The sequence below is a fragment of the Paenarthrobacter sp. 10L420 genome, assembly GCF_056395385.1.
This window is the reverse complement of the sequence record NZ_JBFTJK010000012.1, coordinates 100,521-122,491: the sequence shown is the minus strand read 5'-3', so window position 1 is coordinate 122,491 and position 21,971 is coordinate 100,521. Positions and strand designations below refer to the sequence as shown.

Annotated in this window: 21 protein-coding genes; 9 read left to right on the top strand and 12 right to left on the bottom strand. The window is 61.9% G+C overall.

Features of this window, described 5'->3' with window-relative positions:
- Positions 1-27: 27 nt before the first annotated feature.
- Complete coding sequence (locus AC1DD5_RS17315; RefSeq protein WP_477522241.1) at positions 28-711, bottom strand: helix-turn-helix domain-containing protein; 684 nt, start codon at positions 709-711, stop codon at positions 28-30.
- 162 nt (positions 712-873) lie between these two features.
- On the opposite strand from AC1DD5_RS17315, the gene AC1DD5_RS17310 reads away from it, so the two are divergent.
- Positions 874-2,106, top strand: coding sequence for a hypothetical protein (locus tag AC1DD5_RS17310; RefSeq protein ID WP_477522240.1), 1,233 nt, complete (start codon positions 874-876; stop codon positions 2,104-2,106).
- 33 nt (positions 2,107-2,139) lie between these two features.
- Here AC1DD5_RS17310 and AC1DD5_RS17305 read toward each other — a convergent pair whose 3' ends face one another.
- Together AC1DD5_RS17305 and AC1DD5_RS17300 are read right to left on the bottom strand one after the other, a co-directional pair.
- On the bottom strand, positions 2,140-2,601 hold the full coding sequence (locus AC1DD5_RS17305; protein WP_477522239.1) for a hypothetical protein: 462 nt from the start codon (positions 2,599-2,601) through the stop codon (positions 2,140-2,142).
- Entirely contained in the window at positions 2,598-4,997 is a 2,400-nt protein-coding gene (locus AC1DD5_RS17300; protein WP_477522238.1) for a molybdopterin oxidoreductase family protein, read from the bottom strand. The genes AC1DD5_RS17305 and AC1DD5_RS17300 overlap by 4 nt, the downstream gene beginning before the upstream one ends.
- 250 nt (positions 4,998-5,247) lie before the next feature.
- Between AC1DD5_RS17300 and AC1DD5_RS17295 the strand changes: the two genes are divergently transcribed.
- The 3 genes from AC1DD5_RS17295 to AC1DD5_RS17285 all read left to right on the top strand — a co-directional run bounded on the left by AC1DD5_RS17295 (position 5,248) and on the right by AC1DD5_RS17285 (position 7,258).
- A complete protein-coding gene (locus tag AC1DD5_RS17295) occupies positions 5,248-5,853 on the top strand; it encodes a TasA family protein (RefSeq protein WP_477522237.1) in 606 nt (201 codons plus the stop codon).
- Positions 5,854-6,069: 216 nt separating this feature from the next.
- Positions 6,070-6,843: a signal peptidase I gene (locus tag AC1DD5_RS17290; protein ID WP_477522236.1), complete on the top strand. Its 774-nt coding sequence runs from the start codon at positions 6,070-6,072 to the stop codon at positions 6,841-6,843.
- Positions 6,836-7,258: an Hpt domain-containing protein gene (locus tag AC1DD5_RS17285; protein WP_477522235.1), complete on the top strand. Its 423-nt coding sequence runs from the start codon at positions 6,836-6,838 to the stop codon at positions 7,256-7,258. The genes AC1DD5_RS17290 and AC1DD5_RS17285 overlap by 8 nt, the downstream gene beginning before the upstream one ends.
- Before the next feature lie 14 nt (positions 7,259-7,272).
- On the opposite strand, the gene AC1DD5_RS17280 is transcribed toward AC1DD5_RS17285, so the two are convergent.
- Positions 7,273-8,541, bottom strand: coding sequence for an MFS transporter (locus AC1DD5_RS17280; protein WP_477522234.1), 1,269 nt, complete (start codon positions 8,539-8,541; stop codon positions 7,273-7,275).
- A gap of 180 nt (positions 8,542-8,721) precedes the next feature.
- On the opposite strand from AC1DD5_RS17280, the gene AC1DD5_RS17275 reads away from it, so the two are divergent.
- Positions 8,722-9,462 (top strand): IclR family transcriptional regulator, encoded by a 741-nt coding sequence (locus AC1DD5_RS17275; RefSeq protein ID WP_477522233.1) that lies wholly within the window; start codon positions 8,722-8,724, stop codon positions 9,460-9,462.
- 109 nt (positions 9,463-9,571) lie between these two features.
- On the top strand, positions 9,572-10,759 hold the full coding sequence (locus tag AC1DD5_RS17270) for a 4-hydroxybenzoate 3-monooxygenase (RefSeq protein WP_477522232.1): 1,188 nt from the start codon (positions 9,572-9,574) through the stop codon (positions 10,757-10,759).
- A gap of 212 nt (positions 10,760-10,971) precedes the next feature.
- On the opposite strand, the gene AC1DD5_RS17265 is transcribed toward AC1DD5_RS17270, so the two are convergent.
- Positions 10,972-13,086, bottom strand: coding sequence for an HNH endonuclease signature motif containing protein (locus AC1DD5_RS17265; protein ID WP_477522231.1), 2,115 nt, complete (start codon positions 13,084-13,086; stop codon positions 10,972-10,974).
- A 134-nt stretch (positions 13,087-13,220) separates the two neighbouring features.
- Between AC1DD5_RS17265 and AC1DD5_RS17260 the strand changes: the two genes are divergently transcribed.
- Complete coding sequence (locus AC1DD5_RS17260; RefSeq protein WP_477522230.1) at positions 13,221-14,087, top strand: polyprenol monophosphomannose synthase; 867 nt, start codon at positions 13,221-13,223, stop codon at positions 14,085-14,087.
- Between the two features lie 285 nt (positions 14,088-14,372).
- Here the strand turns inward: AC1DD5_RS17260 and AC1DD5_RS17255 are convergent, their stop codons facing one another.
- The 3 genes from AC1DD5_RS17255 to AC1DD5_RS17245 form a co-directional block, all read right to left on the bottom strand.
- Positions 14,373-14,879 (bottom strand): hypothetical protein, encoded by a 507-nt coding sequence (locus tag AC1DD5_RS17255; protein WP_477522229.1) that lies wholly within the window; start codon positions 14,877-14,879, stop codon positions 14,373-14,375.
- 2 nt (positions 14,880-14,881) lie between these two features.
- Positions 14,882-15,442 carry a hypothetical protein gene (locus AC1DD5_RS17250; RefSeq protein ID WP_442019017.1) on the bottom strand — a complete coding sequence of 187 codons (561 nt, stop codon included), beginning with the start codon at positions 15,440-15,442 and terminating at the stop codon, positions 14,882-14,884.
- Positions 15,443-15,566: 124 nt separating this feature from the next.
- Positions 15,567-16,031: a phage tail protein gene (locus tag AC1DD5_RS17245; RefSeq protein ID WP_442019018.1), complete on the bottom strand. Its 465-nt coding sequence runs from the start codon at positions 16,029-16,031 to the stop codon at positions 15,567-15,569.
- Positions 16,032-16,214: 183 nt separating this feature from the next.
- On the opposite strand from AC1DD5_RS17245, the gene AC1DD5_RS17240 reads away from it, so the two are divergent.
- Complete coding sequence (locus AC1DD5_RS17240; RefSeq protein WP_477522228.1) at positions 16,215-17,111, top strand: helix-turn-helix transcriptional regulator; 897 nt, start codon at positions 16,215-16,217, stop codon at positions 17,109-17,111.
- On the opposite strand, the gene AC1DD5_RS17235 is transcribed toward AC1DD5_RS17240, so the two are convergent.
- A complete protein-coding gene (locus AC1DD5_RS17235) occupies positions 17,075-18,295 on the bottom strand; it encodes an MFS transporter (RefSeq protein ID WP_477522227.1) in 1,221 nt (406 codons plus the stop codon). The two genes, AC1DD5_RS17240 and AC1DD5_RS17235, sit on opposite strands and share 37 nt — an antisense overlap.
- Positions 18,296-18,387: 92 nt before the next feature.
- Positions 18,388-18,825 carry a hypothetical protein gene (locus tag AC1DD5_RS17230; RefSeq protein ID WP_477522226.1) on the bottom strand — a complete coding sequence of 146 codons (438 nt, stop codon included), beginning with the start codon at positions 18,823-18,825 and terminating at the stop codon, positions 18,388-18,390.
- 191 nt (positions 18,826-19,016) lie between these two features.
- Between AC1DD5_RS17230 and AC1DD5_RS17225 the strand changes: the two genes are divergently transcribed.
- Positions 19,017-19,238, top strand: coding sequence for a hypothetical protein (locus AC1DD5_RS17225; RefSeq protein ID WP_442004358.1), 222 nt, complete (start codon positions 19,017-19,019; stop codon positions 19,236-19,238).
- A 9-nt stretch (positions 19,239-19,247) separates the two neighbouring features.
- Here AC1DD5_RS17225 and AC1DD5_RS17220 read toward each other — a convergent pair whose 3' ends face one another.
- Both AC1DD5_RS17220 and AC1DD5_RS17215 read right to left on the bottom strand, forming a co-directional pair.
- On the bottom strand, positions 19,248-21,164 hold the full coding sequence (locus tag AC1DD5_RS17220; RefSeq protein WP_477522225.1) for a glycoside hydrolase family 15 protein: 1,917 nt from the start codon (positions 21,162-21,164) through the stop codon (positions 19,248-19,250).
- 84 nt (positions 21,165-21,248) lie between these two features.
- Positions 21,249-21,926 carry a TetR/AcrR family transcriptional regulator C-terminal domain-containing protein gene (locus AC1DD5_RS17215; protein ID WP_477517650.1) on the bottom strand — a complete coding sequence of 226 codons (678 nt, stop codon included), beginning with the start codon at positions 21,924-21,926 and terminating at the stop codon, positions 21,249-21,251.
- Positions 21,927-21,971: the final 45 nt, after the last annotated feature.

The following is a 21,971-nucleotide window of genomic DNA, read 5'->3' as shown; positions in this document are numbered from 1 at the left end:
CACCGCACTCGTTCCGTCCCGCCATGGTCATCGTCCACGGAAAAGCTCCTCAAGAACGCGGAGTCCAGCGCTGCGCTCGCGGGTGACCGAGGACTCCGACAGGTCCAAAGCAATTGCCGCCAGCGGGACTCCGTCTTTAAACGCCTGGCCGGTAGTGACTTCCCGCAGCACTACGTTGCCCTCCCGGTCGTCGATTAGTCCGTACGCTTCCTTAAGTGCACCTGCATCGCCGGACATGACGTAGCCATCCACAATTCCCACGCCCCCGGTGAGGCCAAAGCGTTGGGCAACGTTCTCGTCCACCATGGCCGCGGCACCAGTGGGAAGCGCATGATCCCTTAGCCGTTGGACGACATCGGCAGTGCCTCTATATCGATGCACGCCCGCACGCCTGCGCGCCAGAATGGGCAATTCGCCGGGTTCCATGCTGCTCAGTTTGCGTCGCAGCCGAGACAGTTGGGCGGAGCCCACCAACTCCACCTTGTTGTAACCGGAAAGCAGGAGGAGCGCGGTCCAGGCGTTCGCTTCAGTCCATGGCCGACCATGACGTGTGCCCACCCGCACCAATTGCTCCACGGAATCTGCGTCCACCAGGATGGCGCGGCCAACGACGCCTGAGCTGATCAATTGACCGGTGCCGATCAACTTACGGACAGCTACCTGCGTAACGCCCAATCGTGCGGCAGCTTGGGCAGTAGTCACGTGGCTCATGCACTAATGTTCTCTCGAGGAAACGTTAGTGTCAATGGGAAACGGGATACCGGAATACTCCCGGTCACAAATCCCCCGTAGAAACCGGAGTGTGGCCGGCCTCCAAAGCTCGGATACGCTGCTTTCGAGTTACACCACATCGCACGCTAAGGGTTATCAACGATGCTCACCTCAGCTGTCGACGGCGCGCCCTGCCGTCGGCCGGATCCTGCTCCGAAGAAGACTGCAACTGAGTTCGGCGTCATCGGGACAGCGTTGGGCGCGCTGGCCTCGGTCATCCTCGCGGGAGTGATCGCTCTTGTCCTCCACACGCTCGCGCAGCAATCGCCGCGGCTCAGCCCGGCGTTTGAAGGCTGGGCTGCATCGGTCACCAACTCACCTTTTGCAGCGGTCCGATGGTTCTTTGGCGACATGACTGAGCCACTGTTCTACAAATCAGAGCTGGCAGCTTGCGGGTTGCTTGCCGGGGCTTTGTTGGCTTGGTTCGCTGGCCGACGGGGCAAGAACTGGGCTGGCCAGCTGACGTATGGCACCGGACTGTGGCCGTGGGTGCTGACGTCGGCGTCGCTCAGTTTGCTGTTGTCCACCTTGGTTTTCGGCAGGATGCTCGACGACGGATGGCAGCCCACGTTCGTGCCTTTTGTTTGCGTGGCCCCGGCCTTGGTCCTGATGTACGGACCCGGTTGGCGGACCTGCATGACCGGAGCTGTGCTCGGCGCCTTCTCCGTAACGCCCACCGCGTTGGTGCTGATCCCAACGGTCGCCGCGCCGCTGGGACTGCCGGCCGTGGTGACGAACGTCCTCGCGATGTCCTTGGGATCAGTGCTGGCTTTCCTCATTGCCCGGAAATTGCCCTGGCTTGTCCTACGCAACTCGACTCAGCAGCCGCAAGCCATCCACCCGCCGTCGGGCGTTAACCCTGTTCTTCGGGACGCCATATGGGCGGCGCGCCGGGTCCTCTCTGACTTCACGGAAACCCAATTCTTCGCCAACGAACTCGCCAGCGCGGGCATGATCCTTGGCGTCGCGACGGCATTCTTGCTCAATCCTGCACTGCCTGCCTACGGTTCCAACCTGGTTCCGCACATCCTGTTCGCGCAGGCCCTAACCTCGGCTATCGGCGTTGTTCTTTGGCGGGGGTGGTTCCGCAATGGTGGGTGGGCTGCCACCTACGCGTCACTGGTCTCAGTGGCGCCGGCCGCCGTGCTCGCCTACGACGGCTCGTGGCAGAGCATCATCGGCGGTGCATTGCTTGGAGCCGTGCTTGCCCCTCCCATCGCCAGGGCTATTTCGGCCCGGCTGCCGGAGGGTTTCCACGCGGTCATCGGCAACACCGCCGCCATGGCAATTTCGACGGCGGTCGCCCTCCCGATCCTGGGGCTGCTGCACCGCTGACGTAGGCTGCGACCTACTTAGTCTGCGACCTCCTTAGTCTGCGACGAGCAGCGCTTGCGGCGCGGCCTGCTTCATCCGGGTTTTCAACCAGCTCAGCTGAACCTCTGTCTCTTTGTGGCACTGTTCGACGACGGCGAGCAGCTCGTCGTCGCGAAGTGCGGACCCGGCTTGATTCACCACAGTCCACGTGACATCGACCAAGCTCGCCAGCAGATACAGGTCCTGCAGGTCGCGAAGGAGGCCGACAGGACCGGTTCGCGTTTCCGATAAACCCTCGCCATGGAGCCGCTCGGGCTCATGGTCCGATGTGTCTTTGCCGTACCGCTCCGCGATAGGGAGGAGGAGTTCTTCGTGCTTATCGCACTGCTTGGCCAAGGACTGGCAGAGGAAATGAATATCGGGCTCGGAGCTGTGGCCATCGGAGACCTGCCGGAAGGACTCGGCCAGGGTGGCTTCGCCCTGATGCAGTAAACCCAGGTAGATATTGAGGTTCATTGTTGGCCTGCCTGCCGTGAAGCGGTGGTGTTGGGCGCCGGTGCCGGTCCGTCGCCGTCGCGGATTTTCTCTACTTTCACTGCGGCATTCTTGTAAAGCGGTTGCTTTGACACCGGATCCCACTCGGTGATGGTGAGCTCGTTGGCTGCGGTCTTCCGCGAATCGTTGGCAGCATCAGGCGGGCTGGATGGCGTTGAGTCCCAGTATCCGTAGTGGAAAGGCGCAAAAACCGTGCCCGGCCGGACGCCGCTGACGCGGGCCGGCGCTTCGATAAGGCCTCGCCGGGACGAGACGCGGACGATGTCGCCCTCTGTGATCCCCAGCGCGGAAGCGTCCTCGACCGAGAGTTCCACCCACATCCGTGGGGCTGCCGCATTGAGGGTCCGGGAGCGTCCTGTCTTGGTCCGTGTGTGGAAGTGGTATGCCGTCCGCCCGGTGGTGTATCGGAGCGGGTAGTCGTCGTCCGGTTCCTCGTGCGGTGGATGGTACTTGGTTGTTTTGAGCCAGGCGCGGCCTTTGGGCATCTTGGCGCGGTAAGGCTCAGGCTCCACTTCGGCTCCCGTCAAAAGGTCGTGACCGTAGTTCTCGCAATAGTCAGGATCGGTCGGAAAAACGCCGTCGACATAGAGGCGGGTGGTGCCTTCCGGGTTTTGCTCATTGCATGGCCACGGGATCCCGCTGCCGCCACGTAGTTTCGAGTAACTCAGCCCGGTGTAGTCGCAAGGGCGTCCGCGCGAGCACTCCTTCCAGGCTTCGAAAGCGTCTTCCGGACCCTCCCACGTCAACAAGGGGGTGCCATCCAGGGTAGTGAAGCCCATTCGGTTGGAGTAGTCCAGGAAAATATTCAGATCACTGCGGGCGTCGCCCGGCGGGTCTACGGCCTTATCAGAGATATGGACCACGCGGGATGCGTTGGTGAATGTCCCTGTCTTTTCGCCCCATGCCGCGGCGGGGAGGACGACGTCGGCCATGCTGGCGGTTTCGGTAAGGTACAGATCCTGCACCACCAGGAACAGTTCCGGCTTAGCCAGGATCTCGCGTATCCGGGGCAGCTCGGGCAGGGAGACGGCAGGGTTCGTAGCCGAAACCCAAAGGAAATTAATGGATCCTTGCTCGGCGTAGCGGAAGATTTGCATGGCATGGGTTGGCGGTGCCCAGTGGGGGATGATCGCGGGATCCACGTTCCACAGGGAGGCCAGTTCTTCAACGTGTTTCGGGTTGTGCCAATTACGGAAGCCCGGGAGGTCGCCGTCGGCCCCGCATTCACGGTTGTTTTGTGCCGTCGGCTGCCCGTTCATCTGTAGTAGGCCGGCTCCAGGTCTGCCGAGCATCCCGCGTAACAGGTGCAGATTATTGACTTGGCAGGAGGAAGCCGTGGCCTGTGATGATTGGTAGAACCCCTGCAAAACGGTGGAAAGTACCCGATCCGAGGTGCCGAAGATGCGGGCTGCCTTCCTGATGTCGTGGGCGCTGACACCGCACACCTCGGCAGCGGCCTCCGGTGTCCATTCCTCCACAGTGGATTTCAGCTCGTCGTAGCCGAGCGTGTGGTCCTGAATGTAAGCGGGATCCTCCCAGCCGTTCTGCAGCACCTCCCGGACCAGGGCATGCATGAGGGCGAGATTGGTCCCTGGCCGCAGGGCCAGGTGGACGTCGGCAAAACGGGCGGCCTCTGTATTTCTTGGGTCAACGCACACGAGTTTTGGTGGGTTGGGTCCTGAAAGTCGATCCAGGATGCGGCTCCATAGAACGGTCTGCGTCTCGGGCATGTTGTGGCCGTAAAGGAAGATGGCATCGCAGTTGTCGATGTCCTCGTAGGCGCCAGGCTGTCCGTCTGCTCCGAACGTTTCCTTGAGCGCGGATGCCGCTGTCGCAGTACAAAGGCGGGTATTTCCGTCCATGTGGGGTGTCCCGATGCCGGCCTTCCCTATCACGCCCAAGGCGTAGTACTCCTCAAGGAACAGCTGCCCGCTGGTGTAGAAACCATGGCTGAGTGGACCCTTCTCCTTCAGGAGTTGCTTGCTGCGTTCCACGATCCGCTTCATGGCCGTGTCCCAATCAGTCACGACCAATTCGCCGCCTTCGCGGATCAATGGTTGGGTGAGACGGTCCTTGTTGGAGACGCCCTGCCAGCTTGCGAAAAGCCCTTTTGGTCCAAGCCGCCCCCTGTTGATGCGGTCTTCCGCGCGGCCGCGAATGCCCACCATGACGCCGTCCTTAACGGCGATGTCGCAGCCGCAGCCATTGCTGCACAGCACGCAGGCGGATTGGACCCAGTGGTCGACGTCGCCCTCCGTGAGGCCTTCCTGCAGGGCGTAGTCAACGCGGGAAGGCCACTCCGCTTGCCGTGCAAACGGGGTCCTCGCGCCCCATATATCCGTAATGCGATCCACCATGATCCCACCTCTTTATCTAGGCTTTTCCCCTCGTTACAGGATTATCAGGTTGCTTATCATCAGTCCAGAGCGCCTGCCATGTGGTGGGAAAAGGAAAAAATACTCTTGATCTTTTCCTGAGCAAGTGTTGATGGATTGCAGGAGTGGTTCTTGATCCTGGCCCGGCACAGTGTTTCTTGTCAGCCACTCAGGGCCGGCACATGAAACGGCCGGCCGGCAGCGGTGGCCTCCCGAAAGGACACTGATTCCCATGGCCATCAGCCTCAAGACCACCTCCGGCAAGGTCCTCGCTTCCGTCGCACTGCTCGGCACCGCAGCCGCGGTCGCCGGCATGGGAACCTATGGCGCGTTCACTTCCTCCACCTCGGCCAGCCAGCAAGTCACCGCCGGCACCGTCACCATCGCCCTGGGCACCGGAGCGAACAACACCCTCAACGTCCCCGTCGCGGGCCTGCTGCCCGGAGACAAAGTCGAAAAGCTCGTCACCTTGGCCAACACCGGCAACTCGGACCTGAACAACGTCACCCTCACCACCTCCGCCGGGGCCACCGCCTCACTGCTCACCACGGATGTGACCAACGGCCTGCAGTTGACCATCGAGAACTGCTCGGTCGCCTGGACCGGCGCCGCAGCCCCCTACACCTGCACGGGCACGAAGACCACGGTCATGGCCGCCGCCCCGGTGATCACCGCGAACAAGGTCCTGAACAACCTGACCGCCCTCACCTCGGCCAAAACCGACTACCTCAAGGTCACCACCGCGTTCCCCACCACGGCCAACGACACCTTCCAGGGCGCCACGAGCACCATCGGCTTCGCCTTCACCGGCACCCAGCGCACCGAAACCATCAAGTAGCGCCAGCCCTGTAACACGAGTCCTGTAACACGAGAGCAAGCATCACCACCTTAAGCATCACCACAGAGCCCCGCCGGGCCTGGTCGGGCGCCCCCCTGCCCGATCAGGTCCGCCGGTATTTCCTGAGCCAGACTTGAGGCTTTCCGGCAGGAAACCTGAGCCAGATAGCCCAGACTCGAACAGAAGATCACCAACACAGGAAGGAACGCCAGGACCATGAGCGCACTGACCAGCATCAGCGGAGCCGCCCTCAAGGGCCGGCGTTCAGCCGCAAAGCCTGCAAAGACGTCAATGACTTTAGCCACCGCCGGGGTGAAGCAGCCCACAGCGGCACCCGCGACAACCGCCGTCGAGACCCCCGCCAAAGCCGCGATTCCAGCCAAAGCCGTCGAGACCTCCGCGGAAGCCGCCGCGGCCCCGGGTGCGTTCCGCCGTATCGCTGCTAAGACGATGAAATTCCTCGGTTTCACCATGCTGGCCGTGGCGGCCTTGGTTTTCCTCTTGCTGGCGATCGGTCCGCGGATCCTGGGCTACCAAACCTCCACGATGCTGACAGGGTCGATGGCGCCGTTGATCAACCCGGGCGACGTCGTCGTGACCGTTCCGACGCCGATCGTCGACCTCAAGGTGGGCGACATCATCACTTACCACATCCCCGTTGAAGACCAGCGGGTGGAGACGCATCGCATCACTGAGATCACCACTACCGCCGATGGCGGCGTAGCTGTCCAGACCAAGGGCGACGCGAATAATGGTATCGATCCATGGATCGCCACCCTGCAGGGCAAAACGGTGGATAAGCAGATCGCGACCATCCCTTACGTCGGGAATGCCATTCGTGCCCTCCGTGAACCGCTCGTCCTGAACATCCTGATGTATGGAGCGCCCGGGATCCTGGTCATCGGGATGCTCGCCTCCATCTGGAGTAAGGACCCCAACAAATCGACGTTGGAAGACACCGCCCAGCCACAAGCAGCCAGCCATGACTGACGAGGCACACAGTCAGGTTCCGGCTCTGGAACCGTGCAGGTTGCAGGCCCTGGCCGATGAAATGGGAGACCCCACCCCAGCGTTGCGTTTCCTCTCCACTTACCTTTCGATGTTGCCGGGCAGGCTCCTGAGGATCACGAACGGCCTCTGCCAACACGATGCCGATGCCAGCATGGACGCTGTGCTGAGCCTCAAGATCTCCTCGGCAATGGTGGGCGCGCTTGAGACTGAGGACCAGTGCAAGGCCATCGAGTCGATGATCCGCGAGGAACACTTCGACTACGCCGTCCAGGCACTTCCGGCGCTCCGCCAATATACCGATCGCTGCTACGCGGCCGGACCGCAGCTGTTGGGCAAGGCCCGCGAGTCGCTTCACCCACAGTCCGGAAAGTTGGAGGGCCAGCGGAGCACTTAGCGTCGTACCGGTAGTTACCGTTCTCCCGCTGGCACGGGCTCAGGACTTTTGACCTGATGAGGCACCAGGAGCAGCGCTGCGACAGCCAAAACTCCCGCTGCGGCGAACACGTAGAAGCCGGCGGGATAGGCAATGTTTGCGGCCACCAGTGTTCCAGTCACGGCAGGACCAACAATCGCGCCAAGGCGTCCGACGCCGGCAGCGAACCCGAGTGCGGTTCCCCGGAGTCGCGCCCGAAACAGCTGACTGACCCATGCATAGACCAGAACCTGCGAGCTGAAGACGAAGACGCCGGTGACAAACACCGCGGCGTTGAGCAGGAACTCACTCTGGATCTTCACGCTGAGGACGGCCAGGAACACTGCTGAAAGCCCGAACCACAGCAGCACTATCTTCTTGGTTCCATGCCGGTCGGCAAGAATTCCGGCTAAAACCAGCCCGGCCACGGCACCGAGGTTGAGGACCAGCAGCAGCGTCAGGCCTGTGCTCACGGTGTAACCCGCAGCTGCCATCAACTGCGGCAACCACGTGTTCAAGCCATAAACCAGCAACAATCCCATGAACGACGCGATGCCAATTCCCACGGCCACCAGCGGATACGGCTTTTGCAGGAGGTCGCGGAACCCGGTCTTTTGCTTGCCGCCAGTGGAAGGCACGACGCCGGGTGCCGCCTTTGTCGTTTCGTCCACCTTGACGGGGGCTGCTTCGGGGAGCGACTCCGGCAGTTTTGCCCACAGGAATGGAAGGAGCGCCAGCCCTGCGATGCCGCCAATGATAAACATGAGGCGCCAGTTGGGGACCACGAGGATGGCCAGGAACGCTGTCGCAACAGCGCCTACGTGGTAGCCGGTCATGGTCCGCGTGGTCGACTTTCCGGCTGATCCTGCCGGTGCGTAGTCGTTCATGTACGCGAGGGCGGCGGGAAGGCAAGCGCCGAGCCCGAGGCCTGCCAGAAGGCGCAGGATCGAGAAGACCGCCACGTTGGGTGCGAAAGCGACTCCGATTGTGAAGAGTGAGAAGCCCGCTACGCAGGCGATCAAGAGCTTCCGTCGGCCGAACTTATCGGACAGCGGAGCGATAAACAGGGCGCCGAGTCCCACGCCCACCAAGGAGATAGTTGCAGCGAAGGTAGCTCCAACGGCGTCAAAGCCTATGTCGCCGGTCTTGATGAGTGTTGGAATCACCGTCCCCAGGACCACCAGGTCGAAGCCGTCCAAGACCATGGCAAGCCAGCAAAGCCAGACTGGCCATTGGGAGCGGCGGGCAGATGGCATCGTTGGCATAGTGTCCTCGGGAGTTCGTCTTGAGAGTGGATGTGGCCAGCAGAACGGCCGGTCAGTTATGAGAGTTGTATCACCGAGGGGAGTAACCTGAAGCACGTTCTACCATTGAATGGAAGACGCGCACTGTGGCGTTTGGTAGAAGAGGCGTCTGACATAGGAACAGCAGCAAAGGAGCGCATCGTGGCCAACTCAGCATCTGGCGACTCCGTGGTGGATCGCGTAGTTCGGGTGATTGAGGCGTTCCCCGAGGGGGCCACCTCCCTGCAACTGAGCGAACTCGCCGACAGGTCCGGCCTCCCGTTGTCGTCCGCCCACCGGCTGGTGCGGCAACTCTCCGAGCATGGCTTGCTGGAACTTGGTGCTGGCGGGAACGTTCGGCTCGGGCTCCGATTGTGGGAACTCGTCAACAGAAATTCGCCCACGCTCGCACTCCGCCAAGCGGCCATGCCCTTCATGGAGGATATTCAGCAAGTCTTGAACCAGAACGTAAACCTCGCAGTGCTTGAGGGCTGGGAGGCGCTGTTCGTGGAGCGACTTTCGCGTCGTGGCTCCGTTGCAAATCGAGCACGCGTCGCCGGTCGCATGCCGGTCCACATTTCCTCCGCCGGCCTGGCGCTGATGGCACACCAGTCCCGAGAATTGCAGGCGGAGTACCTCGAGCAATTCCATGACCCGGCTGGAAAGGTGACTTCCGACGTCGTACGGCACCTGTTGGCGGAGGCCGCGCAGCTGGGCTATGCGCAGTTGGCTGGCGTCGTCGATCCGGACACCTGGGGTATCGCGGTGCCGGTGATGAACGGCAAGCGGCGCACTGTAGCGGCCCTTGGCGTGGTGGTGCCCTTGGATGAGATGCGGCTGCAGGCCCTCGTTCCGGCGCTACAGACCGCCGCCCGGGGCATAGGCAGACAACTTAGGGATTGATATGGGTTTCCGTTGAACGGAATCCATGTAACGTCGGTCACCCGACACGCGCCACACTGAGTCCAGGCTCATCCCGTCCCAGCGGGACCGCAACGAAGCGAGGAACACCATGGCACGCACTACCGTTACTACTCAAGTCGCCATCATGGGCGCAGGACCGGCCGGGCTCATGCTCTCCCACTTGCTGGCCAAGCAAGGCATCGAATCCGTGGTGGTGGAGGTCCGCAGCCGCGAACAGATCCATCAAACTGTCCGCGCAGGCATCCTGGAACATGGCACTGTCAACCTGCTGCTGGACTCCGGCGTCTCAGACCGGGTGCTGCGCGAAGGTGACCGGCACGATGGCATCGAGTTGCGATTCAACGGCGAAAGCCACCGTATCAACTTCAAAGAGTTGGTTGGTGAGTCCGTATGGTTGTACCCGCAAACGGACGTGTTCGCCGACCTCGCCGCACGGCGCGAGACCGACGGGGGCGACGTTCGGTACAGCGTCACGGACACCACTGTTCACGATCTCGAGGGTCAGCCGAAAGTCTGGTTCACTGACTCGGAGTGCCACGAGTTCGAGATTCAGGCCGACTTCCTCGTTGGCGCTGACGGGTCCCGCAGCCACTGTCGCTTCCAGATCCCCGAAGCCAACCGGAAGTGGTTCTTCCACGAATACCCGTTCGCTTGGTTCGGTATCCTGGCCCAGGCTCCGCGCAGCTCTGACGAACTGATCTATGCAAACTCCGAGCACGGTTTTGCCTTGATCAGCCAGAGAACCGAGACAGTACAGCGCATGTACTTCCAGTGCGACCCCAAGGAAAACGTGGCCGACTGGGACGATGAACGCATCTGGTCCGAATTGCGCAAACGTGTAAACGGCAACGGCTTTGAGCTCAACGAAGGCCCTGTCCTGGAAAAGATGGTCCTGCCGTTCCGAAGCTTCGTTCACACTCCGATGCGCCACGGCAATCTTTTCCTTGCCGGCGATGCCGCACACACCGTCCCGCCCACCGGCGCCAAGGGCCTTAACCTCGCGATACACGACGTGAAGGTGCTGTTCGAAGGCTTGGACTCCTTCTACTCCACCGGTTCCACCGCACTGCTGGATTCCTACAGCGACCGCGCCCTGGACCGTGTGTGGAAGGCCCAGCATTTCTCTTACTGGATGACCTCCATGCTGCATACCGTTCCCGGCGCAGGGGACTTCGACCGTGCACGTCAGCTGGGCGAGCTGCATTCCGTGGTCTCGTCCGAGCACGCCAAGGCGTACTTGGCAGAGTCATACACGGGCTGGCCGACGTCGCGGTAAGGCTTCGTCGCGGCTGAGTTTAGGGCCGCGGCTCAGCTTACGTCCGGGGCACAGCTTACGTCCGGGGCTTAGTTTACGAGCGCTCGACGGCGCGCTGTCACTTCGGTCAGTCGCCTTCGGGCTGTCACCTTCGGCTGTGAGCTTTTGGCGTCAGTTAGATAGCCACTGCTGTTTAGCCAGGCAGCCGGGGCGCAATTGAACGCGACACACTCCTACGTTCTGAGGGGTGTGTGGTGGTGGTTGCGTCGGGGTGTTTGTTTGGGGTCGATGTGTGGTGGTGGGGTGAACCAGGGCACGCCGGTTTTCATGTCGATCCGCCATTGTTCTTTGTGGATGACGTGGTGGTGGTGGCTGCAGAGCAGGGTGCCGTTCTCGGTTCCTGTGGTGCCGCCGTGTGACCAGTAGGTGATGTGGTGGGCTTCGCACCAGGGGGCGGGCATGGTGCAGTCGGGGAATGCGCAGCCGCCGTCGCGGGCGGTGATGGCTTTGCGGATGTGCGGTGGGAAGATCCGGGTGGTGCGGCCGATGTCCAGGACGCGGGAGTCGGTTCCGAGCAGGACGGGGAGGATGTCGGCGTCGCAGGCGATTTTGCGGATGGTGTTGGGGTGCATCGGACCCAGGAACGTTGCTGTGCCGGTGCTGGTCCGGGAGTGGTGCGGGTCAGGTCCTGTGGTGGCGGTGGTGGCTGCGCCGGGCGGGGTGGTGGCTGCCGCGCCGGGTGGGGTGGTGGCTGTGCCGGTGAGTTGTTGGAAGAGGTCCCGCACGTTGATGGTGGTCGTGACCTGGGGGCGGAGTCCGCCGTTGGCTGGCAGTTTCCCGGTGGTCATGGCGACCGCGCAGGCTCCGACGAGTCCGTCGAGGAGTTTCATGGGCCGGGAACGCCGGTCCAGGTCCACGCCCGCTGGTTTGTTCCCGCCGCCGCTCTCGTCAACCCTCTCGTCGCCTTCGCCGGTGGCATTGTTCGTCCCGCCGCCCTCGCCATTGATGTTGCTGTCTCCGGTGGTGAGTCGGGGGTTGGTGGCGACGTTCATGGCGGTGGTGAGGGTTTCGTATTGTTCGTCGGTGGCGAAGATTTCGATGTGGTGGAGCCCGTGGCGGCGTCGGCGGCGGAAGAACGCGCCTTGGAGTTGGCGGAGAACTTCCTCGGACGGTTCGGGACCGTCCTGGTCGATCGAATCGACCCAGCGTTTAGCCATTTTGGTGACGAAGTCCGGGTCGGTTTCCACCGCTGTTGCGGTGAGGGCGTGTTCCATCCGGGTGAGGGTGTCGTCATCGGTGAGCTGCCGGACATTTTCCAGTGCGCTGCTGATGATGGTCGCGGACCGGGTGGGTATCTGTGTGGTTTCGAGGGCCTGGGCCAGGATTTCGCGGCGGGGCGGGATGTGTTGCCCGGCGATTCCGGTCCGCGGGAGGACCTCGCCGGCCAGGGCGAGCCGGCGGTTGGCTTCGCTTTTGCTGATCCGCAGGCTCGCGCGCAGGAATTCCGCGGCGTTCCGGTAGCCATCATCCGCCACCGCAGCAGCGTCTGCCGCAGTAACAACTACTGCCGAAGCCACAACACCTGGCCCCGCAGTAGTAGCGGATCCATCAGGAGCATCGGATCCAGCAACAGCCCCGGCTGAGTCCGAGCCGGTGGTTCCGGGGTTGGTCCAGCCTGTCTGCCATCCCGTGCCCGCCGCGGAGGAGGGTCGTGTCTGCTGCGCTTGAGTGCGGGTCCGCTCCACCGCATGCGCCGCGACAACCTGCAGGTACTCCACGGTCCGGGCAATCTCCTCCACCCGCCCGGCGAACCCCGCGGCCTCGGTGAACCCGAATGTCAGGGCACCGGTTACGGTGAAGGAACGCAGGGATTCCAACGCCTCAACGCTGTCAGTCAGCGCACCCTCAAGTCCCAGCGCACCGTCAAGCCCATGGGAAACGCTAAACCTACGGAAATCGTCAGTTCCCGGGGAAACTCGGGCGACTTCAGGAGCGATTTCAGGGTCCACTTCACCAATGAGGGCGAAGGATTGCGGTTCAACGCCGCGAACCAGCTCGACTTCACGGTCCACTTCACCAATGAGGGCGAAGGATTGCGGTTCAACGCCGCGAACCACCTCGACTTCACGGTCCACTTCATCAGGGTCAGAGAAGGGCCCTGGTTTAATGCCGCGAAGCAGCCAAATGCCCTTGGGGTTGTCCGAATCGGTGACTACCGCCGTCGGGCTTTCATGGGCCGCCAGCTCGTTGGCAGGAACGGTGTGGCTTGCTCGGGGAACTCTTCGGGGGCGCAAAGTGGCACCAGACATCGCTGCCCGTCGCGCCACAATCTCCCCAATGCTTGCCATGAATAAACCCTCTCACCAGGGTCTGACATTTTTAGGGCCCAGCGCCGCTACCCTTTGGCTGCCGCAAGATTTCCAACCGTCTCGATGGATCAACCATGTGTCCAGAGCCAGACATTTTTGCTCCACGGATTGGCGTGGGCCCGGTTTCAGATTGCCCCTGCGATATCAATAGACTGACCCGGCCCGGACATGTGCAGTTCAGCACGGACCGGGCGCTTTCTGAAACCGAATTGGGGACCCATATTTTGACCACTACAGCACCAAAAGTCACCGTTGTCGTACCGACTTACAATGAACGGGAGAATCTTCCGCTACTGACGTCCCAGCTTGATTCACTGGGCATTCCGAATCTCCACGTGCTCATTGTCGATGACAGTTCCCCAGATGGGACAGGGGAGGTCGCAGACAGGTTGGCAAAGAAATCGAACGGTGCCGTTTCCGTGCTGCATAGGGCTGAAAAGGATGGTCTGGGCCGAGCGTACGTGGCTGGGATGACCCGGGCGTTGGCACAAGATGCAGAAATTGTCATCCAAATGGACGCTGATTTATCCCATCCGGTGGCAGCAATCCCAGCCATGATTGACAAGATTCTGAAGGAGAATGCCGACGTTGTTATCGGCTCGCGCTATATTGCCGGGGGCTCTACGGCGTCGGAATGGCCCTGGCACCGAAAGGCCCTCTCCGCTTGGGCCAACTTCTACGTGAGTGTGATCCTGGGGTTGAGAGTGAAGGACTGCACGGCTGGGTATAAAGCCTGGAGCGCTTTAGCCCTCGGCCTTATTGACGTCTCAACGATCAAGAGCGATGGCTATTCCTTCCAAGTCGAGATGAACTACAGGGCCGCTCAGCGGGCCCTCGAGATCACCGAGGTGCCCATTCATTTTGAAGAACGCGTGGAGGGGGCTTCCAAAATGAATCTCCGGGAGCAGCTTGAATCTGCGCTGACGCCATGGAAGCTTCGCCTGAAACGTGACAGGCCCGTTCTAGTGCCCAAGGGCTAGGAGACTGCTGAATAAGCGGGTGGTTGGGGCGGGCGGAACGCCACCAATGGCCGTCTAGCGGCGTGTTCTGGTCAGCACCCTTGGGTGCGACAACGGGGTCGTTCCGCCCGCTTACCCTTATTCTGCCTCAGATCCCGGGCTTCATCCAGCGATTTTTTGTCGATGGCCCCGTCGGACGGTGCCTGCGGTTGGATAGGAACAGTCTTAACCACCAGCCCCACGAGTCCAGCCGACGCACCCCACGGCGCGACTGATTCAGCAGCCTCCTGGCGGCCAGCTCCCGCGCTACTGTCCTCCGTACAACGCCGCCTCGAGCAGCCGGTCAAAGCTGGCAGTTCCACTGCTCACCGGAGCAACGGTTATGACTGCGAGGAGTTTCTCGGAGCCGTCTTCCTTGGCACTGGCGACCCTTTTGACGTGCAGCCGCAAACCGGGAACCCCATTGATGAGCAGTGGAAGCTGTTCACCGCTCGTGATCAATTTCCGTAGCTGCTTTGTGGAGACCGTGTCGTCGGAGCTTCCGGTTAGCTCCGCGAGGGTGTCGTTGATCCGTTTTGCCAAGCCGCGCATCAGGCTCCTCTGGGCGGCGACGGTCGGAATAGTGAGGATCGCAGCGAACACGGCTGTGAATATCGCCGCGGGGATGAAGCTTCTCAGGGCAGCCATGAAGATCATCAGGACCAGCCACAGGATCACAGCAAGGATGCTGAAAGTGACAAATTTGATGATGGGTTTGTCGCCGGGTTTCCTCATCCAACGCACGATTTCAACAGCGTCGGGCGTGTTCTCCATGGTCAGGATTCCTTCACTTCCAGGAGTGCTTCGGCCAGAATTACTGCCTCGCGTGCTTCCTTAAGATCATTCCGCAATCCCAGATCGGGGACCTTCGCGGCGCCACCGCCGGTACCAGCAAGTTCATAGAGGGCCTTGCTCAGGTTTTCGCGGTCCTGTGACAACCTACGGGACGTATCCAGTTTGGCTCTGCTGACTTCAAGCTCCCGGACCGACCGGCCGATGGCGTCGAGTCGCCCTTGCATGAGTGACAGTTTCTTTGTAAGTCGCAGAACCTGTGCACTGTGCATTGACTCCATCTGAACAGCAGTTCGTTGGAGCTCATTGAGGGCCGCCGACGTCTGCGGCTCGCCGGAATGACGGGCTAGTTCCTCATTGACGCGGACCAATCTCCGTTCCCAACCGCGAAGGGCCCGTTGATATCGTCCCAAGAGCAGCGAGACCGCAGTCAACGCCTTGTCCAAGGCCCTCGCCCGGGTGCTCAGGCTTGTGGTCGCCGCATCCAGCCGAGCAAGGAACGCGGCGTAATTGTCCGGGGGAGGGACCTTGTTGTGGGGATCCATGAGTCACCTGCGCCCGATGCCGTTGCAACCAGGTTTGGTTCGGTTCAACGCTCCCCAAACGCCCATGTCAAGAGAATAGAGGGTCCCCGCCCGTTGGCATAGGGCCCGTATTCACAGCCAGCGGTCAGTATTGACCCTTGATCACGAAGTACGAACCCCGGATCACCCCTGCCAGCTTGGATTTCTGGCGGGCGAACTTGAAGCGCGATTCCAGTTCTTCCGGAACGTCCATGCCGTCAGTGAGTTTGAAACCGACCGCCCGCTTCCCGCCGTCCTCGATGCTGTACATGACGTTGATGGACAGCCCTGACTCGTAGAACACGTAATCCATGCGCAAACCGTCCACTTCGAAGGCCGTCGCCTCCAAGGGGCGGGACTCGATGACGATGTCCCGCTCTTCCTTCAGGATCCGGCTTACCCGATCTACTACTTCAGGGACTTCACTGGCGGGGCTCACGGTGAAGTCGTGGTCGTATTTGTTCTTGTAGTAACGGGCCTCGTTGGCGCGCAACCCTGCGAGCGCCTCGGCAACCGGAGAAGACTCCAGGCCCTCGGTGGAAACGTTCTTGAAGTCAACGATGTACGGCAATTGCTCTCCTCGTCAGATGTCTTGGGACCAACCCTAACGTCCCACACTGACACCGCGCCGTACTTGGGCAAGGAATTTGGGTGAGGGAAACGCACGACGGCGGGAGGTCGCCGTCGTGCGTTTGTCGAAGCAGGTATCGGGAGGGACTCCCTCCTGGTACCTGCTTGGCCTAGCGTGGAGCCTATGGATAATCGAGCGGAGGTCCGCGAATTTCTGATCTCTCGGCGTGCCCAGGTGGCCCCTGAGCAGGTTGGACTGCCCGCCGGCACGAACCGGCGTGTGAAGGGTTTGCGGCGAAGTGAAGTAGCCACACTTGCCGGTTTGAGCGTGGAGTATTACACGCGCCTTGAGCGGGGCGCGATCAGCGGAGCTTCCCCGCAGGTGCTTGAGAGCATCGCCAGGGCGTTGTGCCTGGACGACGCCGAGCGGGCCCACTTATTCGACCTCGCCCACGCGGCCAGTCCGGTGGCCCGGCCGCCGCGCCGCCGCAACTCCAGGTCCTATGTTCCGCATCAGAGCCTGCAATGGGCGCTGGATGCTGTCACCGCCGGTCCGGCGTTCGTTCGAAATGGCCGGATGGATCTGCTGGCGGTCAATCCCTTGGCGCGGGCCTTCTACAAAGATTGCTACGACATGCCGGGCCAACCGCCGAACATCGCGCGCTTCACGTTCTTGGATGAACGCGCTCATGATTTCTATCCTGATTGGGATGCGTTCGCCGAGGTGACCGTGTCAATCCTGCGGACCGAAGCCGGTCGCGATCCCCACAACAAGGAACTTCATGACCTCATCGGTGAGTTGGGTACCCGCAGCGATGAGTTCCGGAAACGCTGGGGTGCGCACAACGTCCGCCATCATGGGACGGGTTTCAAGACGTTCAATCACCCCGTTGTGGGCGAGCTGACGCTTGCTTTTGAAGGGTTGGAAATGGCCGCTGAACCCGGCCTGACCCTCACGATCTACAGTGCGGAACCGGGATCGCCTTCGGCGGAGCGACTGCAGTTGCTCGCCTCGTGGGCTGCCAGCGAGTACGGCACCACAGCTCAGGCTGAGCCTGAGAGGGCTGCCTCGGACGGCTGAGGTGACCGTTCTTTCCGCCACAGAATGGTGAGCGGGAGAAAATACAGTGCCGCTATGCAGGTACCCACCAGCACCGGACCCGCGGCGCCGAGCGCCGACTCAAGGGCGAAGCCTGCGATCCACGAGCCCACTGCGGTGCCGAGGTTGAACGAGGACGTGCTGAGGGCCGAGGCGAGCGTGGGTGCATGGTGCGCATAACCGACGGCTTTGCCTATGAGGATGGGGTTGGTTGCCATGCCGAACAGGCCCAGCAAGAAGATCAGGATCACCGTCAGCACGGCGTTGCCTGAGTGCAGGCAGAGAGCGCCGAGCACTAGAAACGTCATTGCGGCCGATACGAACAGCGCCGTGAAGGGGCGGTGCGCGCCAAAATGGCCGCCGAGGTTGGAGCCGATGAACGCTCCGACGCCGTAGCCCACGAGAACCAGCGGAACCGCTGCTGCTCCCATCCCCGTGTTCTGTGTCAGGAGCGGAGAGATGAAGCTGTAAGCGGCAAGGGAGGATCCGCACACGATTGCGCAACCTGCAAGAACAAGCCAAATCCTGGCATCCCGCATGCTCGCGATCTCGGCCCGGACTGAGGGGATGGGGCCAGAGGAAGGTTCGACGCCGACCAAACGGTAAACAACAATTGCCGCCATGAGTGCCAGGACGGTGAGGATCCAGAATGGACCCCGCCAGCCGATCGACTGGCCGGCAAACGCCCCCAACGGAACGCCGATCACGTTGGCGAGCATGCCGCCGCCCAGGACCACCCCCAACGCGCGGGAGGCTGAAGCGGCACCGGCCGCCTTCGCACCCACGACGGCGGCGACGGCCCAGAACGCGCCAGTCGCCAGAGCCGTCAGGAACCGGGCACCGAGTATCACTGCGAAGTCGGTGGTGAGCGCGACGATGACATGCCCGACGGCGAAAACCACTAACGCGAGACTGAGCGTGACGCGTCGCGGCATCTTGAGGGTGAGGATCGACATGGTGGGCGTTCCAACGATCATGCCAACCGCGAAGACGGTAATCATCAGCCCGGCATTTCCTACCGTGATACCCAGATCCTGGGCGATCTCTGGAAGGATCCCTGCCACCACGAATTCTGTGGTGCCCATGAGGAACACGCCCGCGGCGAGCACATAGGTAACAAGCGGCAGGCGACGGGTTGATGGTGCGCCCGAAGTATCAGTGGTCATGGTTCCAGACCATCACAGGCGCCGGGCCTGAGGGAGTCCCGGTTGTTGGGGGTTCTCGGAGGGACTCTTTTCGGCAGCCAGGAAAATGTGCGCTAGTCCGGTATCTCCATCTGGAACCCACACTCATCGCAATGCAGCACCCGGGTATTCAAGTAGGTCTCAAGCTCCGGATCTGCCCGGCCTGTGGCGCCTGAGGAAATCAGGTGGAGTTTCCCGGGGCCCGTGTGCATAGGCACCCCACAGTGGAGACGGTAGCGTCCGAATTGCAGAACGCCCAGGGGTTCATCCGAGCGGATCAGGACATCGGCGACGTCGGCCACTTCCGCTGCGTGGGACCGCGAGAATCCGCAAGCCTGGCACCGATACTCCACGTGGATCAACCCTGTGGCAGATCCGGGGGCTTTGCCGCCGGTTTGGATGAGTTCGATGGTTTCGATGAGGAGGTGCTCATCCGTTCCGCACTGGTCGCAGAAGGGCTCGGAAGGCAAGGGGGAAAGGGGAAAAGGAGGGTGGGCTGATTGCGCAGGCATGATCATCCTGTGACAAGTGGAGACCGGATACCTTGGGCACAAGTACGATTTCTCCGCTTTGAGCCTAGACGCCGCGGGCTCTGGGTGACAAGGGTTCGGGGTGAAAACGCCCGACGGCGGGAGGTCGCCGTCGGGCGTTTATCCAGCCACTGGTCCTACCGCAGAAGCCCACGCGATGGGACGATTTCCTTATGGGCGATGAAGAGAAGAAGAGCCCCGGCGTGCCCGAGGGCGCAGGGTCAGAGGAACGCGATCAGTGGCAGGATACCGACGCTGGATCTCCGACCACACAACAGATGAGGACTATCGGCCAGCGTCGGCGGGAGGCCGAGCGCAAGCTGGATCAACATTTGGAGGAAGCCAAGCACAAGGCTGAAGCCGCGGATCCGGACGATCAAAAGACGGAATCGTAACTGCGTTTTTTAGCGGCTGGGTTCGGGGCGCTTTCTTGGCGCCGGATGATCGGTGCCCGGGCCGCTTTCGGAGATGGCCTGTTGTGGGAGCTGGTCGGTACCTTGCTCCGGGTGTTTCGGGCTGCGCAACGGCGTGTCACTGCCGTGGGCTTCGCCGTGATGGAGTTGCAGGGCGCAGTGGATCAGGGGAAAGTGGCTGAACGCCTGGGGAGTATTGCCGAGTTGGCGCTGGGTTCTGGGATCCCATTCCTCGCTGAGCAGCCCGACATCGTTGCGGAGCGTAAGCAGCCGCTCGAACAACGCCGTTGCCTGGCCGGTATGGCCAATGCCCAGTAGCGCATCCACCAGCCAGAACGAGCACGCAAGGAAGACTCCCTCTTCGCCGGGCAGGCCGTCGTGGCCTGACTCGGTTCGGTAGCGCAGTACCAGGCCGTCCTCGGTCAGGCCTTCCTGAATGGCTTTCACCGTTCCCGCAACGCGTGGGTGGCGGTGCCCCAGGAAGCCAACGCGGGGGATCAAGAGCAGGCTGGCGTCCAATTCCTTGCTGCCGTAGGACTGCACAAAGCTGTTGAGCTCTTCATCGAAACCGCGGGTCATAACCTCCGAGTGGATTTGCCTGCGCAGCGCCGCCCAGCGGTCCGCGGGACCGGGCAACCCCGAGGTTCTTACGGCCTTGACCATGCGATCCGCAGCTACCCATGCCATGACTTTGGAATGCGTGAAATGCCTGCGGGGGCCTCGCATCTCCCACAGCCCGTTGTCCGGCTGGTCCCAGGCCCCTTCCAGGTACTCCATCAACGCCACTTGGATGTCCCAAGACGTATCAACGGTGCCCGGCGGGGAAGCTGCCCTGGTCAGCGAGAGCCCGTCCAACACCTCACCCCAAACGTCTAATTGCAGCTGGGGGGCGGCGGCATTCCCGGTGCGGACCGGCATGGAATTTTCGTAGCCCGAAAGCCACGGAATCTCGGCCTCCGGCAATCTGCGGGCGCCGTCCAAGCCATAAACGATTTGCAGCTCGGAAGGATCGCCCGCCACAGCACGGAGCAGCCATTCCCGCCAAGCTGCCGCTTCTTCCGTGTATCCGGCGGCAAGCAACGACTGCAGGGTCAGTGTTGCATCCCGCAGCCAGCAATAGCGGTAGTCCCAATTACGGGAACCGCCCAGTTGCTCGGGAAGGGACGTTGTAGCAGCCGCAACGATGCCTCCCGTCGGGGCATATGTCAGGGCCTTGAGGGTGATGAGGGATCGCTCCACCGGATCCTTGTACTTGCCCTCCATCTCGCTTCGGTCAATCCACTCGCGCCAGAAGGACTCCGTGGCGTGAAATGCTTTGGCGGCGTCGATACGCCGGGGCTCCGGCTCGTGGCTTGGTGCCCAGCGAAGCACGAACGGGATGCGTTCCCCGGCCCGCACTGTGAACTCACTGATCGTGCGCCTGTCCTGGCCCTTGAGCGGAGCGGGCGTGGTGAGATAGGCGGAGTCGGGCCCCGCCACGGCGCTGATTCCGTGCTTGTTGCGCCGTACCCACGGCACCACGCGACCGTAGTCGAAACGGAGAATCAATTCCCCGCGCATGGCCACCTCGCCGGACAGGCCTTCCACGATCCGAACGAGATCTACAGCGTCATCCCGGACGGGCATGAAGTCGGTGACACGGACTGCGCCGCCGTCCACTTCCCATTCCGTTTCCAGGATCAGGGTGTCCGGACGGTAGCGGCGCCGGGTGCAGTTTCCACTGTTCCGGGCCCCTGCATCTGCCGGCGCGAGGAGCCATCGACCAGCTTCAGGGGTGTGCAACAAGGCGGCGAAACACGCGGGGGAGTCAAAACGGGGCAGGCACATCCAGTCGATGGATCCATCGCGGGCCACCAAGGCGGCCGTGTTCAAGTCCCCGATGATTGCATAGTCCTCAATTCTGGCCATGGCATCAGATCCTTAAATCGGACGGCGTCTCGAGTATGCCCTGACCGTACCCTTTTGCCTTACGCACCTCAACGGCTGCGGAGGTCATTCGCCTGCTGCGCCGGCATCGTCCATCAATCGGGTGAGGCCGTCAAGAATCAGGTTCAGTCCAAAGTCGAATTCGTCGCCGAAGTCGTAGCCGGGTTTGAGGACATGCTCGACGGCGATCTCCACCATCCGCGGGTACTCCCCGGTTGAGAATCGCTCCATGATGGGGGCGGTGATTTCGGCTGCGGTATCCCGGCCTTCAAACGGCAAGGCTGCCTCCTGGAGGGCGAAACCGTAGATGTAACTGTCCAGCGCCGCGTACGCGTGGGCGGTCAGTTGGATGGAGAATCCTGCTTCCCGCAAGGTGGCGAGCGTCGCTTCGTGGTGTCGGAGTGTTGCGGGGCCAGGGGAGGAGCGGCTTTCCAGCAGCCCCACCGCCCACGGATGCCGGGCAAGGGCCGCGCGCATCGCATGTGCCCGATCATGCATTTCCTCCCGCCAGTTACCGGACGGGGAGGGCAACTCAACTTCGCTGAACACCATGTCCACGATGCCGTCCAGGATCTCGTCCTTGTTGGCCACGTAGTAGTACAGGGACATCGGCTTGGTGCCCATGCTTTGCGCAAGTGAGCGGATGGTCAGCGCCGATATCCCCGACTCGTCCGCGAGTTCCACGGCGCATGCGAGAACCCTTTCGCGGCTGAGCGGAAGGCGCTCCGGGCTTGCGGTGGGCACTGGATCTCCTCTGGGTGTTCCGTTTTAGTACATTGTACGGTAGCG

Excerpts from the sequence above, each read along its gene's own strand:
- AC1DD5_RS17315 (WP_477522241.1), bottom strand. The coding sequence starts at position 711 with ATGAGCCACGTGACTACTGCCCAAGCTGCCGCACGATTGGGCGTTACG.
- AC1DD5_RS17310 (WP_477522240.1), top strand. The coding sequence starts at position 874 with ATGCTCACCTCAGCTGTCGACGGCGCGCCCTGCCGTCGGCCGGATCCT.
- AC1DD5_RS17305 (WP_477522239.1), bottom strand. The coding sequence starts at position 2,601 with ATGAACCTCAATATCTACCTGGGTTTACTGCATCAGGGCGAAGCCACC.
- AC1DD5_RS17300 (WP_477522238.1), bottom strand. The coding sequence starts at position 4,997 with ATGGTGGATCGCATTACGGATATATGGGGCGCGAGGACCCCGTTTGCA.
- AC1DD5_RS17295 (WP_477522237.1), top strand. The coding sequence starts at position 5,248 with ATGGCCATCAGCCTCAAGACCACCTCCGGCAAGGTCCTCGCTTCCGTC.
- AC1DD5_RS17290 (WP_477522236.1), top strand. The coding sequence starts at position 6,070 with ATGAGCGCACTGACCAGCATCAGCGGAGCCGCCCTCAAGGGCCGGCGT.
- AC1DD5_RS17285 (WP_477522235.1), top strand. The coding sequence starts at position 6,836 with ATGACTGACGAGGCACACAGTCAGGTTCCGGCTCTGGAACCGTGCAGG.
- AC1DD5_RS17280 (WP_477522234.1), bottom strand. The coding sequence starts at position 8,541 with ATGCCAACGATGCCATCTGCCCGCCGCTCCCAATGGCCAGTCTGGCTT.
- AC1DD5_RS17270 (WP_477522232.1), top strand. The coding sequence starts at position 9,572 with ATGGCACGCACTACCGTTACTACTCAAGTCGCCATCATGGGCGCAGGA.
- AC1DD5_RS17265 (WP_477522231.1), bottom strand. The coding sequence starts at position 13,086 with ATGGCAAGCATTGGGGAGATTGTGGCGCGACGGGCAGCGATGTCTGGT.
- AC1DD5_RS17255 (WP_477522229.1), bottom strand. The coding sequence starts at position 14,879 with ATGGAGAACACGCCCGACGCTGTTGAAATCGTGCGTTGGATGAGGAAA.
- AC1DD5_RS17250 (WP_442019017.1), bottom strand. The coding sequence starts at position 15,442 with ATGGATCCCCACAACAAGGTCCCTCCCCCGGACAATTACGCCGCGTTC.
- AC1DD5_RS17240 (WP_477522228.1), top strand. The coding sequence starts at position 16,215 with ATGGATAATCGAGCGGAGGTCCGCGAATTTCTGATCTCTCGGCGTGCC.
- AC1DD5_RS17235 (WP_477522227.1), bottom strand. The coding sequence starts at position 18,295 with ATGACCACTGATACTTCGGGCGCACCATCAACCCGTCGCCTGCCGCTT.
- AC1DD5_RS17230 (WP_477522226.1), bottom strand. The coding sequence starts at position 18,825 with ATGCCTGCGCAATCAGCCCACCCTCCTTTTCCCCTTTCCCCCTTGCCT.
- AC1DD5_RS17225 (WP_442004358.1), top strand. The coding sequence starts at position 19,017 with ATGGGCGATGAAGAGAAGAAGAGCCCCGGCGTGCCCGAGGGCGCAGGG.
- AC1DD5_RS17220 (WP_477522225.1), bottom strand. The coding sequence starts at position 21,164 with ATGGCCAGAATTGAGGACTATGCAATCATCGGGGACTTGAACACGGCC.